Annotated in this window: 18 protein-coding genes; 8 read left to right on the forward strand and 10 right to left on the reverse strand. The window is 33.2% G+C overall.

Annotated elements, in window-relative coordinates:
• The first annotated feature begins 59 nt into the window (after positions 1–59).
• On the forward strand, positions 60–2,807 hold the full coding sequence (locus tag FG167_RS05080; protein WP_203460336.1) for a PD-(D/E)XK nuclease family protein: 2,748 nt from the start codon (positions 60–62) through the stop codon (positions 2,805–2,807).
• A complete protein-coding gene (locus FG167_RS05085; RefSeq protein ID WP_203460337.1) occupies positions 2,807–3,643 on the forward strand; it encodes a S9 family peptidase in 837 nt (278 codons plus the stop codon). Before FG167_RS05080 ends, FG167_RS05085 begins: the two co-directional genes overlap by 1 nt.
• 7 nt (positions 3,644–3,650) lie before the next feature.
• Here FG167_RS05085 and FG167_RS05090 read toward each other — a convergent pair whose 3' ends face one another.
• Entirely contained in the window at positions 3,651–4,445 is a 795-nt protein-coding gene (locus tag FG167_RS05090; protein WP_203460338.1) for a universal stress protein, read from the reverse strand.
• 82 nt (positions 4,446–4,527) lie between these two features.
• On the opposite strand from FG167_RS05090, the gene FG167_RS05095 reads away from it, so the two are divergent.
• Together FG167_RS05095 and FG167_RS05100 are read left to right on the forward strand one after the other, a co-directional pair.
• Positions 4,528–5,862 carry an MATE family efflux transporter gene (locus FG167_RS05095; protein ID WP_203460339.1) on the forward strand — a complete coding sequence of 445 codons (1,335 nt, stop codon included), beginning with the start codon at positions 4,528–4,530 and terminating at the stop codon, positions 5,860–5,862.
• Positions 5,863–5,889: 27 nt separating this feature from the next.
• A complete protein-coding gene (locus FG167_RS05100; protein ID WP_203460340.1) occupies positions 5,890–6,057 on the forward strand; it encodes a hypothetical protein in 168 nt (55 codons plus the stop codon).
• Positions 6,058–6,168: 111 nt separating this feature from the next.
• Here FG167_RS05100 and FG167_RS05105 read toward each other — a convergent pair whose 3' ends face one another.
• Entirely contained in the window at positions 6,169–6,810 is a 642-nt protein-coding gene (locus FG167_RS05105; RefSeq protein WP_203460341.1) for a 2OG-Fe(II) oxygenase, read from the reverse strand.
• A 105-nt stretch (positions 6,811–6,915) separates the two neighbouring features.
• Between FG167_RS05105 and FG167_RS05110 the strand changes: the two genes are divergently transcribed.
• The 3 genes from FG167_RS05110 to FG167_RS05120 all read left to right on the forward strand — a co-directional run bounded on the left by FG167_RS05110 (position 6,916) and on the right by FG167_RS05120 (position 8,585).
• A complete protein-coding gene (locus FG167_RS05110; RefSeq protein ID WP_055444198.1) occupies positions 6,916–7,368 on the forward strand; it encodes a 6-carboxytetrahydropterin synthase in 453 nt (150 codons plus the stop codon).
• Positions 7,369–7,517: 149 nt separating this feature from the next.
• Positions 7,518–8,279 (forward strand): UDP-2,3-diacylglucosamine diphosphatase, encoded by a 762-nt coding sequence (locus FG167_RS05115; RefSeq protein ID WP_203460342.1) that lies wholly within the window; start codon positions 7,518–7,520, stop codon positions 8,277–8,279.
• Between the two features lie 3 nt (positions 8,280–8,282).
• Positions 8,283–8,585, forward strand: a complete 303-nt coding sequence (locus FG167_RS05120; RefSeq protein ID WP_203460343.1) for a DUF3784 domain-containing protein — start codon at positions 8,283–8,285, stop codon at positions 8,583–8,585.
• Between the two features lie 53 nt (positions 8,586–8,638).
• Here the strand turns inward: FG167_RS05120 and nrtS are convergent, their stop codons facing one another.
• The 4 genes from nrtS to FG167_RS05140 form a co-directional block, all read right to left on the reverse strand.
• Complete coding sequence (gene nrtS, locus FG167_RS05125; protein ID WP_203460344.1) at positions 8,639–8,878, reverse strand: nitrate/nitrite transporter NrtS; 240 nt, start codon at positions 8,876–8,878, stop codon at positions 8,639–8,641.
• Between the two features lie 81 nt (positions 8,879–8,959).
• On the reverse strand, positions 8,960–10,228 hold the full coding sequence (locus FG167_RS05130; protein ID WP_203460345.1) for an MFS transporter: 1,269 nt from the start codon (positions 10,226–10,228) through the stop codon (positions 8,960–8,962).
• 157 nt (positions 10,229–10,385) lie between these two features.
• Positions 10,386–12,077: a single-stranded-DNA-specific exonuclease RecJ gene (gene recJ, locus FG167_RS05135; RefSeq protein WP_203460346.1), complete on the reverse strand. Its 1,692-nt coding sequence runs from the start codon at positions 12,075–12,077 to the stop codon at positions 10,386–10,388.
• 22 nt (positions 12,078–12,099) lie between these two features.
• Positions 12,100–12,522 (reverse strand): OsmC family protein, encoded by a 423-nt coding sequence (locus tag FG167_RS05140; RefSeq protein ID WP_203460347.1) that lies wholly within the window; start codon positions 12,520–12,522, stop codon positions 12,100–12,102.
• Positions 12,523–12,662: 140 nt separating this feature from the next.
• Between FG167_RS05140 and FG167_RS05145 the strand changes: the two genes are divergently transcribed.
• Entirely contained in the window at positions 12,663–13,253 is a 591-nt protein-coding gene (locus FG167_RS05145) for a carboxymuconolactone decarboxylase family protein (RefSeq protein WP_203460348.1), read from the forward strand.
• 91 nt (positions 13,254–13,344) lie between these two features.
• On the opposite strand, the gene FG167_RS05150 is transcribed toward FG167_RS05145, so the two are convergent.
• The 4 genes from FG167_RS05150 to FG167_RS05165 are packed head-to-tail and all read right to left on the reverse strand — an operon-like array spanning position 13,345 to position 15,727.
• The gene (locus FG167_RS05150) at positions 13,345–13,914 is read right to left on the reverse strand and encodes a uracil-DNA glycosylase family protein (RefSeq protein ID WP_203460349.1); all 570 of its coding nucleotides are present in this window, start codon (positions 13,912–13,914) and stop codon (positions 13,345–13,347) included.
• A gap of 19 nt (positions 13,915–13,933) precedes the next feature.
• On the reverse strand, positions 13,934–14,278 hold the full coding sequence (locus tag FG167_RS05155; protein ID WP_203460350.1) for a HopJ type III effector protein: 345 nt from the start codon (positions 14,276–14,278) through the stop codon (positions 13,934–13,936).
• Between the two features lie 43 nt (positions 14,279–14,321).
• Complete coding sequence (rsmI, locus tag FG167_RS05160; RefSeq protein WP_203460351.1) at positions 14,322–14,999, reverse strand: 16S rRNA (cytidine(1402)-2'-O)-methyltransferase; 678 nt, start codon at positions 14,997–14,999, stop codon at positions 14,322–14,324.
• Entirely contained in the window at positions 14,999–15,727 is a 729-nt protein-coding gene (locus tag FG167_RS05165; protein WP_203460352.1) for a hypothetical protein, read from the reverse strand. The genes rsmI and FG167_RS05165 overlap by 1 nt, the downstream gene beginning before the upstream one ends.
• Positions 15,728–15,779 lie beyond the last annotated feature (52 nt).

Consider the following 15,779-nt stretch of genomic DNA (forward strand, 5'->3'; position numbering starts at 1 on the left):
CAATCTAAATATTTAATAAAAACGCTTCGATATATCGAAGCGTTTTTTATTTTTATAGAATGACAACATTCATTCTAGATGTACTAAAAGATTTACAGAACAGAAATAAAGATTTATCTACATTAATCTTTATTTTACCCAGTAAACGTGCTGGTATCTTTTTAAAACACCAAATTGCACAAATAGTTAATCATACTATATTATCTCCTAAAATCATTAGTATAGAGGAGTTTGTAGAAGATCTATCCCAGTTAAAAAAAACTTCAAATACAGAACTTCTATTTGTATTTTATAAAGTCTATTTAGAATTAACTAAAAAAGAAGAACAGGAAAGTTTTGATTCTTTTTCTAAATGGGCGCAAATATTACTTCAGGATTTTAATGAAATAGACAGGTATCTCATTCCCCAAGAAAAAATATTCAACTATTTAAGCGCTATCCAAGATTTAAAGCATTGGTCTTTGGAAGAACCAAAATCGGATTTTATAAAAAAATATCTTTCCTTTTGGAACAAACTAAACCAGTATTATACCAAGTTTGCGGAAGAGCTTCTACAAAACAAAACAGGTTACCAAGGACTAATTTATAGAGAAGCTGTAGAAAATATAGAATCGTACATACAAACTGCTTCAGAAAAACAACATATTTTTTTAGGTTTTAACGCACTCAATAAAGCCGAAGAAAATATTATTCAAGAATTGCTGCAAAATGAAATGGCTGAAATTTTTTGGGATATTGACCAGAAATTTTTTGACAATAAATACCACGATGCCGGATTGTTTACCAGACAACATCACAAAAATTGGAAGTACTTCACTACGCATCCTTTTAACTGGAAGACCAATTACTATACCCAACCAAAAAACATAGAAGTTGTTGGTATTCCTAAAAACATCGGACAAGCAAAATATATAGGTACCCTTTTAAAATCTTTAAAAGAAAAAGATCAAACATTACAACAAACAGCTGTGGTACTTGCAGATGAGAATCTACTTACCCCTACTTTAAATGCACTTCCAGAATCTATTGATGCCTTAAATATTACAATGGGTTTTCCTTTACAATCCATCCCACTAGCCTCTTTATTTGAACAAATATTTCAAGTACATAAAAAAGCAAGTAATACCTTTTACTACAAAGATGTTATTGCTATTATATCCCATCAATTTATAAGGTCTTTACTAAATACAAACAATGTAGATGTCGCATCCAAAATAACAGAAACAATATTAACAAATAACCTCGTTTACTTAACAGTAGATCGCTTAAAAGAACTGAGTACCACTGCAACAAAAATCATAGACTTATTATTTGTTATAAAAGAAAACAGTGTCGAAAACATTCTTAAAAATTGTGCCGATTTAATTTTATGCATAAAGGAAGACTTAGATGTAAATAAACCACTCAACAAACTCTCTTTAGAGTACTTATTTCGCTTTAATGAGCTATTTAATGAACTATCTAGCCTAAATGATAGGTATAGTTATATAAAAGATATAAACACACTTCATGGCCTTTACAAGGAATTATTAAGTGCAGCAACTCTAGATTTTCAAGGAGAACCTTTACAAGGTTTACAAGTTATGGGAATGTTAGAATCTCGCGTTCTAGATTTTGAAACTGTAATTATTGCATCAGTAAATGAAGGTGTGCTTCCGTCAGGAAAAACAAATAACTCCTTTATTCCTTTCGATGTAAAAATAGAAAATCAGTTACCAACCTACAAAGAAAAAGACGCGGTGTACACATACCACTTTTATAGGTTATTACAACGCGCTAAAAACGTATACATTCTATATAATACGGAAGTTGATGTATTAACTGGTGGAGAAAAAAGTAGATTCATTACGCAGTTAGAATTAGAAGGAGATCACGAAATCAAACACCGAATTGTAACGCCAAAAGTAGAAGCTTGTTTTACCAAATTATTAGAAATTGAAAAAACAGAAGCCATTCAAAACAAATTGAAAACGGTTGCAGAACGAGGTTTTTCACCTTCCTCAATTACCAATTATATTAGGAATCCTATAGATTTTTATTATCAGAAAATATTAGGAATTAAAGAACAGGAAGATGTAGAAGAAAGTGTTGCCTTTAATACACTTGGTACAGTGGTACACAATACTTTAGAAGATTTATATACTACTTTTATTGGTTCCTATTTAACCGTGGAAAACTTAGAAAAGCAAAAATCTAAAATTAACGAAAGGGTAACCTATCATTTTGAAAATGAATATAAAGAAGGAGATATTCATACCGGAAAAAACCTCATCATTTTTGAAATTGCCAAACGCTACGTCCTTAATTTTTTAAACTTAGAAATTGAAGATGTAAAACAAGGAAATGAAATAAAAATCATCTCTCTAGAGGCTAATAACAGAACATCTATAACAATTCCTGAGCTAGACTTTACGATTAATCTTACTGGAAAAGTAGACCGTGTAGATACATACAATGGTATCACTAGAATTATTGATTATAAAACGGGTAAAGTATTATCTAATGAAGTAGAGATTTCTAATTGGGAAGACCTAACAACAGATTATAAAAAATACAGCAAGAGTTTTCAAGTACTGATGTATGCATATATGATGATGCAACAAAATAAAGTACAATTTCCATTGGAAGCTGGTATTATATCCTTTAAAAATTTAAGTAACGGTTTTTTAAAATTCGCAGTAAAAGAGGGAAGAAATAAAGCCCAACTTATTACGGAAGAAACCATGCAACATTTTGAAATAGAGCTCAAAAAAATCATTCTAGAAATCTGTAATCCAAAAATTAATTTTGTTGAAAAAGAAGTGTAATGGTCCAGAAAAATAACATTTTACAGAGAGATTCCAAAAAACCAATCGTTTGGGATGCTTTCTATAAAGAGAATAATACAAAAAAACCATTAGTTGTTTTCTGTCATGGCTACAAAGGCTTTAAAGATTGGGGAGCTTGGGATTTAGTTGCACAAGCATACAGTGAAGCAAACTTGTTTTTTGTGAAATTTAATTTTTCGCATAATGGCAGCACAGTAGAAAACCCAATAGATTTTCCGGATCTCGATGCTTTTGCAGAAAACAATTACACCAAAGAGTTAGAAGATGTTGACAGTATATTAAATCATCTGCTATCTAAAGAAAATGAATATATAAATCAGATAGACACTAGTAATATCACGCTAATTGGTCATTCCAGAGGTGGTGGAATTTCCATAATTAAGGCATCTGAAGATAACAGAATAACCAAATTAATCACTTGGGCAAGTGTCAGTGGATTTGGTAAAAGAACATCTACAACGGGAGATTTAGAACAATGGAAAAAAGATGGTGTTAAGTATGTTTTAAATGGCAGAACCCAACAACAAATGCCACACAACTATCAGTTTTATTTAGACTACAAAGCAAATGAAAATCGATTAAATATAGAATTGGCAACCAAAAAAGTAAGCATTCCTTTTTTAATTATTCATGCAAAGGAAGATCCTTCCGTAAAATTTAATGAAGCAGAAAATTTACATGCCTGGAATAATAAAAGTGAATTATTTTCTATAGAAAAGAGCAACCACGTATTTGATGCTTCCCATCCTTATAAAAACAAAAAACTACCTGAAGCTTTACAACAGGTAGTTACTAAAAGTATTTCTTTTATATAGTTATTTGTTACTCTGCTCCTTTTAAGACTAAAAGAGGTACGCGACTTTCAAAATCTACTTTCTTAATCGTATTTTGCTCCCATAGTTTTTTAAAGAATCCTCTTTTACGTCTAAAAACACAAATAACATCTGGATTATGCGTATTTAAATGCTCTAAAACACCTTGAAATAAGGTTGCATTTTCAGAACTACTATACGAAGAAGCTAATGCTTTTAACTCCACATTTATTTCAGAATCTTCTGCAGAAAAAGCCTTCGTTTTTACCTGCAGTAAATGCATTTCAGTATTAAAAGTCTTTATTATCTTTTGTAATGGCACTAAGGAACCCTTTTTGCTAACCACTCCAGATTTTATTGCTGTAAGAATCTTTGTAATAGGTTTATAAGCATATCCTTCTGGAATAACTAAAACAGGAATATCTGTCTTCTTCACGATGCTTCCCGGAGTTCTTCCTAAAAAATAACTTTCTTGTAAATCATTAGGTCGCTGTCCTACAATTATTAAATCTATACCTAATTCTTTGTTTATAGCATCTATACTATCTACAACGCCTCCTTTGGCAGATATTATTTTTACGGATACATTTTTTGTGTCTACTTGGTCTACAACTTCTTTCACATTTGCAACCTGTTCTCTAGCAACAATACTATCTACATTTATTATTGCTCCTGCTTTTGGAGCTAAACTAAAGGATCTGAAAACATAAACATCTGCTTGCATAACTTGCGCAAAATCTATAGCGTATTGTAGTGTGTTTTTTGCATTTTTAGATGCACCAATGGGAACTAGAATATTTTTCATTACTTATTATTTAGACTACAAAAATACAGATTTTATAATAATAGTTGCGACCTTTACCTTTTCTTAAATAAAATTTAAACTATTGCCTACCAATATAAATCTAAAACAGATAAACAAACTTGCTATTCCAGCATTAATTGCTGGTGTTTCAGAACCTATTTTATCGTTAACAGATACGGCTATTGTTGGTAATATAAATATAAACGCAACCGAGTCTTTAGCGGCTGTTGGTATTGTTGGTGCTTTTATTTCTATGCTTATTTGGGTATTGGGACAAACAAGAAGCGCCATTTCTTCGATCGTTTCACAATATGTTGGTGCAGATAATGTAGATACGGTTAAAAATCTGCCAGCACAAGCGATTTTTATTATTACTTCGCTAAGTATTTTAATAATTATTGGCACCTATCCTTTTGCGCAAAGTATTTTTAAACTGTATAATGCTTCCGGTCTCATTCTAGACTATAGCGTAGATTACTATAAAATTCGTGTTTTCGGATTTCCTTTTACATTATTTACCATCGCTGTTTTTGGCACTTTTAGAGGTTTACAAAACACCTATTACCCAATGCTAATTGCCATCATTGGTGCTACTGCAAACATTGTTTTAGATTTTATTTTGGTGTACGGAATAGAAGGATATATTCCTGCCATGCACATTAAAGGCGCTGCCTATGCAAGTGTTATTGCGCAGTTTTTAATGGCTATTTTTTCAGCTTATTATCTATTAACAAAAACAAATATTCCGTTGCGATTTAGTTTCCCTTTTAATCCGGAAATTAAACGTTTTATACTAATGATTCTTAATTTGTTTGTCCGTACACTAGCCTTAAATGTCACCTTATATTTTGCTAGTGCTTTTTCTACAAGCTATGGTAAAAACTACATTGCAGCCTATACTATTGCTATAAACTTATGGTTTCTTGGTGCTTTTATTATTGATGGTTATGCCAGTGCTGGAAATATTTTATCGGGAAAATTAATAGGAGGAAAAGAATATAAAAGCCTAATACTATTAAGTAATAAGCTAATTAAGTACGGCATCGTTCTAGGAATTACCATTGCCATATTAGGCGCAATTTTATATTATCCCTTAGGAACCATCTTCACTAAAGAGCCTCAAGTTTTAGAAGAATTTTACAACGTATTTTGGATAGTCTTACTCATGCAACCGCTTTGTGCTTTAGCATTTATTTTTGATGGCATCTTTAAAGGTATAGGTAAAATGAAAATCCTTAGAAACGTACTGCTCTTTTCTACCTTTATAGTTTTTGTTCCAATACTCTTTTGGTTAGACTCCTTAGACTACAAATTATACGGTATTTTTATTGCGTTAACGCTTTGGATTATCGCTAGAGGATTACCATTAATCATAAAATTTAGAAAAGAATTTTTACCACTTTCACAAAAGGTGTAACTTTACCCCAAGTTAATAAAATACATAATGAAGTTTTTAGCACTTATTCAAGAAATAGATATCAAGGAAAAAATAGATAAAGCACCAGATGCGGCCTATGGTATTGGTATATTTATTGGCTCTATGCTACCTTTTGTAGTATTAGTAGCGCTTGCTTATTTTATATATAGATACAATAAAAACAAAAAAGAATAACTCAATAGTAAAATGGAAATATTAAATTTTTTAAGTGGAAACGGTTTATTTTTAGTTCTAGGAATAGCCTTAGTTATAATATACTTTTATAATAGAAATAAACGCAGATAATTATCTCGTTTTTAACCAACCTGTAATACTCAATCGCTCTGTATGTACAGGTTTTACTTCGTGTTCTATAATCTGACTTTCAAAGATTACCACACGTCCTGGAAACGGATAAATAACCTTTTCGGTTTCTACGCCGTTCTCGTCTAAATACAATACCAATTCGCCACCATTTTCAGGCAACCAACCGTCTTCATTTAAATAACAAACAAAAGATAATTTTCGCCTATCATCATTTTGAAAGGTGTCTATATGACGTTTATAATAGGTGTCTTTAGGGTACAATGCGTAATGAAACTCTTTATATAAAATCCCTAGAAAACAAGTTTTGTTTAGGTAAGTAACGAGGCTATTTATTTTATTGAAAAATAACTGTTCATAGACATCAACCTTACTTTCGTCCATCCACAAAATAATATCTCCTCGAATGGCTTTTTCTATCGTTTCGTTAACACGATTACCAATAGCTGCCTTTTTAAAAGCATCTAGTTCGTGCTTTTCAATTAAAGATTTTCTTAAAACTAGAACTTCTTCCGCAGAAAAAAAATCTTCAACAATACTATATTTTTTTGCTAACAGATCATCAATAACTCTCTCGTATAAAGGGTTTTCTGTAAATGCAAGTCCTTCAAAAATTTGTTTCATAACTTTACTTGCATCAAGCTTAGTCTTAACAAAAGTGAGCAAATGTAATCTAAAAAGCATTTCCTTTTACAAAATGAATATCTTTGCAGTGAAATAAACAATACAATGAGTAATATTAGAATTACAAAACAGTTCTCTTTTGAGACTGGTCACGCACTTTATGGTTATGACGGTAAGTGTAAAAACGTACATGGTCACAGTTACAGATTATTTGTAACCGTTATCGGTAAACCTATTACAGATGCAACCAACGTAAAGTTTGGGATGGTTATAGATTTTAGCGATCTAAAAAAAATAGTAAAAGAAGATATTGTTGAAATTTTTGATCACGCAACCGTTTTTAATAAAAACACACCACACCTGGAGCTTGCTAAAGAATTATCGGATAGAGATCACAATGTACTTTTGGTAGATTATCAACCAACCAGTGAAATGATGGTTATTGACTTTGCTTCCAAAATATCAAAACGTTTACCAGACAATATAAAACTTCATTCCCTAAAATTACAGGAAACCACAAGCTCTTATGCAGAGTGGTATGCTAGTGATAACAAATAGTTTTTAAGAATAATTATGGCGTTACCCTTTTTCGTAAAAACTACAAAGGGTCAGGCTTTCGCAAGTCGCTCTTGGCAAGGAGCTCCAACAATTGCTCAATCCTTAACGTAGCATCCAGCTAACTAACAAACATTTTTTATATTTACAGCATGCAAATTCCAGAAGGAAAAAAAATATATTTCGCCAGTGATAATCATTTAGGAGCTCCTACAAAAGAAGCTTCCCTTCCGCGCGAAAAAAAGTTTGTCGCTTGGCTAGATCACGTAAAAAAAGATGCAGCAGCCATTTTTCTTTTAGGCGATTTATTCGATTTCTGGGTAGAATATAAAAACGTGGTTCCAAAGGGATTCACTAGAACCTTAGGAAAACTTGCCGAAATTTCTGATTCTGGAATACCTATTTACTATTTTGTTGGTAATCATGATTTATGGATGGATGGTTATTTTGAAGAAGAACTTAACATTCCTGTGTACCACAAACCAAAAGAATTCACCTTTAACAATAAAACCTTTTTTATAGGTCATGGTGATGGCTTAGGGCCACACGATAAAGGATACAAACGCATGAAAAAAGTGTTTACCAACCCAATATGCCAATGGTTGTTTAAACGTGTTTTACATCCAGATTTTGCCATGCGAATTGGACAATATATGTCTGTAAAAAATAAACTTATTTCTGGGGATGAGGATGCCAAATTTTTAGGAAATGATAACGAGTGGTTGGTACAATATTGCAAACGAAAATTAGAAGACAAGCACAGAGATTTTTTTGTATTCGGGCATAGACATCTTCCATTAGAAATAGACCTAGAAAACAACGCGAAATACATTAATCTTGGGGATTGGATTGAATATTACACCTATGGTGTGTTTGATGGAGAAAACATGATTTTAAAAACCTATAATCCGTAAACCATGCTAGTAACTGCTATTATATTTATTCTTTTAGGTGCATTAATAAAATATGGAAAATTCTATTTCCTTATTGCTGGTTATAACACCATGACCAAGGAAGAAAAAGAAAAGTACCATATAGAAGGTATTGCAACACTTTTTAAAAATGTGATGTTTGGTATGGCTATTTTAATTATCATTGGTTATTTCGCTTCCAAATACTTTGAAGACGCTAACCTACAAAACATCTTCTTCTATATTTCAATAGCTATAGGAGTCCCGTATTTACTGATCCAATCCAACTCAAAAAAATATAAAAAATAAGTAGTTAATCCTGTAGATTGGATTCCTAATTTAGATGTATTGCTTTCCGCAGACTAACTTCTCTCACGTTCAAGCTTCACCTTTACCGAGGCATAGGTAGAAACCATATAAGGCACAGAAAAAGTAATAAAAAACTTTAAAAGATTTAATTGCTTAAAATCTAATGCAATTAGCTTTTCGCCTTGATTTATCAAATTCAAAACGCAACCAACAACTAGAGCTACTTTGATGGAGGAGATAACAATTTCTCTTTCCGAAGCAATTTTCATTGCTTTATTTACTTTACGTATCATGCTGCAAATATATATACTTTATATAAAAAAATAACTTCCTTTTCCTTGCGGTATTTCGTTCCGATAGATCTATCTCTAAATTTATTCTGCATTTTCATGTTCCTCAATATCCTTGGTTAAATCTAGTTTTCTAAACGTAGGCGAAACAATAGCGGTAGTAATCACCGTAATTAAGGTCATGGTTCCTCCAAAAACAACTGCCGTTGCCGTTCCCATAAGTTTCGCTGTTACACCACTTTCAAAAGCACCAAGTTCATTAGAAGAACCTACAAACATAGAATTGACGGAAGACACGCGACCTCGCATATTATCTGGCGTTTTAATTTGTAAAATCGTCTGACGAATCACCATAGAAACACCATCGGTGACACCGCTAAAAAACAAAGCTGCAACCGACAACCAAAACGAAGTCGATAGTCCAAAAACAACAATACATATTCCGAAACCAAAAATGGCTACCAACAACTTCATTCCTGCATTTTTACTAATTGGAATATACGCGGTAATTAACATGGTTATAAAAGCACCAACAGATGGCGCTGCAACCAAAATACCAAAACCTTGCGGTCCCACTTTTAAAATATCTTGTGCAAAAATAGCTAACAAAGCAACTGCACCACCAAAGAGCACCGAAACCATATCTAAAGTTAAAGCACCTAGAATCGCTTTTGTTTTAAAAACAAAATGCACACCTTCTTTTAAACTTTGCATCATAGGCTCGCCAATTTTATCGTTAAGAATGGGTTTCCTTTTTATTTGAAACAAGAATAATAAAGAAACTAAAACGAGCGCAAAAACAATACATAAAGAATAATGTACACCAAGCCAGCCAATGGAGAAACCAGCAAAAGCAACGCCTAAAACACGAGACATTTGCCAAGTAGAGCTATTCCATGTTGCGGCATTCGCATATATTTTTTTAGGTACGATTAAAGCAACTAATGAAAATATGGTTGGTCCGAAAAACGAACGTAAAAATCCGCCAAAAAACACCAAGCCGTAAATCGTATAAAGCATACTCTTTTTAGACCAAGAGCTGGTAACTTCTGGAGAGGTTAACCAGAAAAGGCAAAAACTAATTAACGAAAAAGCAGCAATACAAATCGCTAGCAGATTTCGTTTTTCTTTTTGATCTACAATATGACCTGCAAATAATGCCATGGCTAATGCTGGAATAATTTCCATTAAGCCAATCATACCTAAAGATAAAGGATCTTTTGTTAATGCATATACTTGCCATTCTATCACTATAAATTGCATAGACCATGCAAAGACTAACGCAAAACGAACGAGTAGAAAAACATTAAACTCTTTAATTCGTAATGCTGCGTAAGGATCTTTTTTCGCCATATTAATTTCCTGCGAAGGCAGGAATCTTTTAGTTTGATACCTACAAGGTTTTAAAACCTCGCAGGATAAAAATCTAACATTAAAACCAGAAAGGTCTATTTTAGTTTTCGGTACAAATGTAAAATAACCTAGTTTCTTATTTTAGTTTTTTAAGATGTTATTGCTTAATGTCTCTCAACTTCAACTGAAGTGACACATTTCCTTTCCACTCATTTTCATCCACAGAATAGACTGCTTTAAATGGTTTTTTATCTTCAATCAAGTGCAGCTTATTTCCTAAACCAAAACCAATACAAACCATTTTATTTGCTTTTGGTTGTGTTACGGTAATTCGTAAATGCTTATCGTCTTCACCAACACATTTTCCGTAACCGGTATCTTTTAAATTTTCAGTAACAAAAATAGGCGTCATATTTCCTGGTCCGAAAGGTCCAAACTGACGCATAATGCGCATTAATTTATCATCAACCTGATGCAAATCGATCTGCCTATCAATTTTAATTTCTGGCGTTAATAAAGATTTGTCTATGGTTTTAGAAACAACATCTTCAAAAGCCTGTTTAAAGGCTTCGTAGTTTTCTTCTTTCAGTGTTAAACCTGCAGCATACTTATGTCCTCCAAATTGTTCAATGTGTTCCGCGCAAGCTTCCAAGGCATTGTACACATCAAAACCAGACACCGATCGTGCCGAAGCGGCCAATTTATCGCCACTTTTGGTAAACACTAACGTTGGTCTGTAATAGGTTTCAATTAGTCGAGAAGCCACAATACCAATAACGCCTTTGTGCCAAGTTTCATGGTAAACAACAGAAGTAAAACCTTCCTGTTCTTTTTGTTCTTCAATTTGCTCCAGAGCTTCTTCTGTAATTCGTCGATCTGCATCTTTTCTATCGGTGTTAAATTCTTCTATTTCGGCGGCATATTTTTCCGCTAAATCAAAATCCATTTCCGTTAATAAAGTAACCGCATAATTACCATGCTTCATTCTTCCCGCCGCGTTAATTCTTGGTGCAACGGTAAAAACGACATCGGTAATCGTGAGATTCGTTTTTTTAACCTGGTTGATAATGGCTTGAATTCCGGGTCTCGGATTGGCATTAATAACTTGCATTCCAAAATACGCAAGGACTCTATTTTCTCCGGTAATAGGAACTATATCTGCACCAATTGCAGTGGCTACCAAATCTAGATATTCGGTGAGATCTTCTACGGTTTTATTTTCTTTGCTAGCTAGCGCTTGAATGAGTTTAAAACCAACACCACAACCACAAAGTTCTTTATACGGATATTTGCAATCTTCTCGTTTAGGATCTAAAACAGCAATGGCTTCTGGTAAATTTTCTCCTGGTCTGTGGTGATCACAAATAATAAAATCGACACCTTTTTCTTTTGCGTAGGCAACTTTATCTATGGCTTTTACACCACAATCTAAAGCGATAATTAAGGAGAAATCGTTGTCGTTTGCAAAATCAATTCCTTGATACGAAACCCCATAACCTTCTTCATAACGATCTGGAATATACGTCGCTACATTTGCGGTTCTAGTTTTTAAATAGGAAGACATTAATGCTACAGAAGACGTACCATCTACATCATAATCGCCAAATACCAATATATTTTCACCATTGGCAAAAGCAGCTTCAATTCTTGCCACCGCCTTATTCATATCCTGCATTAAGAATGGATCATGCAAATCGTCTAAACTTGGTCTAAAAAACGTTTTCGCTTCTTCGTAGGTTTCTATTCCTCTTTGCAAAAGTAATGCTGCAACGACTTCATCTACTTGCAGTGCTTTTTGTAGAGCTTCTAGTTTTTTTGCTTCCGGTTTTGGTTTGAGTGTCCAACGCATACACTAATATAGAAAATTTTCGCTATTTATTATGGTAATGAATGGATGTTTTTACATCTGCAAACTGACGAAACATTTCCATAACACCACAGTATTTCTCCACAGATAAATCCACGGCCTTTTTAATTTTAGATTCGTTTAAATCTTTCCCAGTAAAATGATATTCTACGGTTACGGTATGGTAGTATTTTGGATGTTCGTCTGTTAGTTCTCCTTCAACGGTCATATAAAAACCTTCCACAGAAGCTTTCATTTTATCTAAAACGGAAACCACATCTAAACCAGAACATCCTGCTAAAGAAGATAGCATCATTGCTTTTGGACGTAAGCCTGAACTATTTCCTCCATTTTCTTTACTAATATCCATTAGTACAGTGTGTCCACTTGGATTATCAGATTCGAAAAGCATGTTTCCATTCCAAATGGTTGTAATTTTATCAGACATATTATAAGATTTTTTGTTTCTTGTGTAAGATTATTTTAATAAATAAGACACAATACATATCTATACATTATTTAAAATACGATTAGATTTTAAAGGAATATGTGTATTATTCACTCAAAAATACTACTAAAAAAAACATTATGCCATTAGTTACACCATTATCTGCAGACCATGATTTAGAAACCAAAGCTTTAGCAGAATTTTTTAACGAAACATTGGGTTTTTGCCCAAACTCGGTACTTACCATGCAACGTCGCCCAGCCATTAGCAAAGCTTTTATTAACTTAAATAAAGCAGTTATGGCTAATGAAGGAAAAGTAACCTCAGCTTTAAAACGAATGATTGCTTGGGTATCTAGTAACGCAACAGGTTGTAGATATTGTCAAGCACATGCTATTCGTGCCGCAGAACGTTATGGTGCAGAACAAGAACAACTAGATAATATTTGGGAATACAGAACACATCCTGCTTTTTCGGAAGCAGAACGTGCTGCCTTAGATTTTTCTCTAGCAGCTAGTCAAGTACCAAATGCTGTAGATGCAACCATTCAAAAACGTTTACACGAACATTGGACCGAAGGTGAAATTGTAGAAATGCTAGGTGTTATTTCTTTATTTGGTTATTTAAACCGATGGAATGATTCTATGGGAACCACTTTGGAAGGTGATGCTATTGAAAGTGGAAACCAGTTTTTAGGAAAACATGGCTTTGAAGTTGGAAAACACGTTTAGATAGTTTACAGCAGGCAGTAACCGTTTTCCGTTTGCTTACGCTTAGTCTTCAAAATAAGATATAAACCTTACTAGAGATAGTGAGGTTTTTTTATAAAATTTTCTGAACTTCTTTCTGCAACTCCGGAACAACATCTGTTTCAAACCAAGGATTTTTACCTTTCCAGAATCTATTATTTGGTGAAGGATGCGGAATAGGAAAATACTTCGGTAAGTATTCTTTATAATTTGCAACCGTTTCGGTTAGTGTTCTTTTAGCGTCTTCTTGTAAATAATACTTCTGCGCATACAAACCAATTAATATCACCAACTCTAAGTTTGGCATTTCCTTTAAAAGGACTTCATGCCATTGTGGTGCACATTCTTTTCTTGGTGGTAAATCTCCTGTTTTTCCTTTTCCGGGATAACAAAAACCCATTGGCATTAAAGCAAATTTGGTTTCATCATAAAAATCTTCATCGGTAACGCCTAACCATTTACGTAGTTGTCTTCCGCTAGGATCATTCCACGGAATTCCCGTTTTATGCACACTCGTTCCTGGCGCTTGTCCGATAATTATTATTTTGGCTTTCGGATTTGCTGTTATTACCGGTCGTGGACCAAGTGGTAAATGCGCTTCGCAAATAGCACATTGTCTTATTTTATACAGTAAATCTTCCATTTTATAAGAAATAACCTTTTTACTTTTTCACCAAAGGAGAACTTTCAAAAACCAACCCTTCAAAGCCGGTTTTCATAAAGTTTCTAATATTTTGATGTCCGTCACCTTCCGGATCATTTAAAACTTCTTCAAAATAAAATGCGCCAAAACAAGCTAAAGTTTCTTCTTTAGATAAACCTTCAGCTTGCGCAAAAGCAAACAGTTTACAGGATCCAGAATTTTGTCCTTCTTCGTTTTCTAAAACGCCATTTTTAAAAGCTTTTGGTGTGAAATCATAATTCGCGGAAATAACATCCATGGTTTCCGAAAACGCAATAGTTTTTGGAGCTGTTTTTAATTTATTTTTGAATGTTTGTATATCCATTTTAATGTTTTCTGTTGCTATTCTGAAAAATAAAACTACTTTCTTATTTCTTAGAATTTCCAGCAACCACAACAACAATTTCTCCTTTTGGTGGTTTATTGGTATAATGTGCTAATACTTCTTTTGCAGTACCACGAATGGTTTCTTCGTATAATTTTGTAAGTTCTCTAGAAACCGAAACCTGTCGTTCTTCTCCAAAATACTCACAAAAATGCGCTAGTGTTTTTATTAGTTTGTGCGGACTTTCGTAAAAAATCATGGTTCTCGTTTCTTCGGCTAGAAGTAATAATCTGGTCTGACGTCCTTTTTTAACAGGAAGAAAACCTTCAAAAATAAACTTATCGTTTGGCAATCCGCTATTCACTAATGCCGGCACAAATGCGGTTGCTCCTGGCAAGCAGTCTACGGCAATACCGTTTTCTACACAGGCTCTGGTTAACAAAAATCCCGGATCTGAAATAGCCGGCGTTCCAGCATCACTAATCAAAGCAATGGTGACTCCTGATTTTAATTTTTGAATTAATGCTTCGACCGTTTTATGCTCATTATGCATGTGGTGGCTTTGCATATGCGTACCAATTTCAAAGTGTTTTAAAAGTTTTCCTGAAGTTCTAGTGTCTTCGGCTAAAATAAGATCTACATCCTTTAAAATTTCGACAGCTCTAAAGGTGATATCCTTAAGGTTTCCTATTGGTGTTGGGACAATATATAATTTACTCATTACTCAAACTTGCTTTCAATAAGTTCTAAAAGGCGCACTTCTACGTCTTCTTTACCAATCCAATTATTATAATCGGGTTTCACCATATTCTGAATAAAATTTTGCGCTTCTTCAAAAGATTGCGAGGTGTTTATTTGTGAAATCACACGTTCGTAATCTTCGTTTTTACCATCAAAAAGATGTTTTATAAAAGCTATTTTATCATTTAATCCAATGTGTAAAGCTCCTGTTTTTAATTTTTCGTATAGTGACTTTTTTTCGTTGGTTTTATTTACTTTTTCAAAAACAGGCATTTCTGTAAAGTCGGCTGTAATTTCTTCAAAGTCATTTTTGTGAAACTGTGTTTTTGGAATTACCGTTTCTAAAAAATCATCAATTTGATGCGTCTCGCTAGGCATTTGCGCAACGATATCTTTTATTTTTTCAGTAGCATGCTCCATGATTACTTCATTTTCATTCTCATCCATGTTAATATAGGTTCTATCTTCCACCTCTATATTATCACTCACTTTATTATTAAAAGCAGCGTCTAGCATGCCAAAAAAAGAAGAATCATTGCCTATGGTTGGTATACTATCTTCAAAATTTTCTTGTGCAAATTTTAAAACCGTAAGTTTTTCATAAAGCGCAGCAACCTCTTCATGCATTTTATTAACATCTTCTTTCCCTTTTAGCTTTAAAATTCTATGAGCAATGCTCATTAATTCAGATTCCAACTTCTTCTTCATGACATATTAATTTTTATTTTTCGAATATAATGCAATTTAGCCTTTTGATTTT

The organism is Lacinutrix sp. WUR7, assembly GCF_016864015.1.
Lineage (GTDB): Bacteria > Bacteroidota > Bacteroidia > Flavobacteriales > Flavobacteriaceae > Oceanihabitans.

What these genes read in the sequence shown, in the direction of transcription:
- FG167_RS05080 (WP_203460336.1), top strand. Translation starts at nt 60, where the DNA reads ATGACAACATTCATTCTAGATGTACTAAAAGATTTACAGAACAGAAAT.
- FG167_RS05085 (WP_203460337.1), top strand. Translation starts at nt 2,807, where the DNA reads ATGGTCCAGAAAAATAACATTTTACAGAGAGATTCCAAAAAACCAATC.
- FG167_RS05090 (WP_203460338.1), bottom strand. Translation starts at nt 4,445, where the DNA reads ATGAAAAATATTCTAGTTCCCATTGGTGCATCTAAAAATGCAAAAAAC.
- FG167_RS05100 (WP_203460340.1), top strand. Translation starts at nt 5,890, where the DNA reads ATGAAGTTTTTAGCACTTATTCAAGAAATAGATATCAAGGAAAAAATA.
- FG167_RS05105 (WP_203460341.1), bottom strand. Translation starts at nt 6,810, where the DNA reads ATGAAACAAATTTTTGAAGGACTTGCATTTACAGAAAACCCTTTATAC.
- FG167_RS05110 (WP_055444198.1), top strand. Translation starts at nt 6,916, where the DNA reads ATGAGTAATATTAGAATTACAAAACAGTTCTCTTTTGAGACTGGTCAC.
- FG167_RS05115 (WP_203460342.1), top strand. Translation starts at nt 7,518, where the DNA reads ATGCAAATTCCAGAAGGAAAAAAAATATATTTCGCCAGTGATAATCAT.
- FG167_RS05120 (WP_203460343.1), top strand. Translation starts at nt 8,283, where the DNA reads ATGCTAGTAACTGCTATTATATTTATTCTTTTAGGTGCATTAATAAAA.
- nrtS (WP_203460344.1), bottom strand. Translation starts at nt 8,878, where the DNA reads ATGATACGTAAAGTAAATAAAGCAATGAAAATTGCTTCGGAAAGAGAA.
- FG167_RS05130 (WP_203460345.1), bottom strand. Translation starts at nt 10,228, where the DNA reads ATGGCGAAAAAAGATCCTTACGCAGCATTACGAATTAAAGAGTTTAAT.
- recJ (WP_203460346.1), bottom strand. Translation starts at nt 12,077, where the DNA reads ATGCGTTGGACACTCAAACCAAAACCGGAAGCAAAAAAACTAGAAGCT.
- FG167_RS05140 (WP_203460347.1), bottom strand. Translation starts at nt 12,522, where the DNA reads ATGTCTGATAAAATTACAACCATTTGGAATGGAAACATGCTTTTCGAA.
- FG167_RS05145 (WP_203460348.1), top strand. Translation starts at nt 12,663, where the DNA reads ATGCCATTAGTTACACCATTATCTGCAGACCATGATTTAGAAACCAAA.
- FG167_RS05150 (WP_203460349.1), bottom strand. Translation starts at nt 13,914, where the DNA reads ATGGAAGATTTACTGTATAAAATAAGACAATGTGCTATTTGCGAAGCG.
- FG167_RS05155 (WP_203460350.1), bottom strand. Translation starts at nt 14,278, where the DNA reads ATGGATATACAAACATTCAAAAATAAATTAAAAACAGCTCCAAAAACT.
- rsmI (WP_203460351.1), bottom strand. Translation starts at nt 14,999, where the DNA reads ATGAGTAAATTATATATTGTCCCAACACCAATAGGAAACCTTAAGGAT.
- FG167_RS05165 (WP_203460352.1), bottom strand. Translation starts at nt 15,727, where the DNA reads ATGAAGAAGAAGTTGGAATCTGAATTAATGAGCATTGCTCATAGAATT.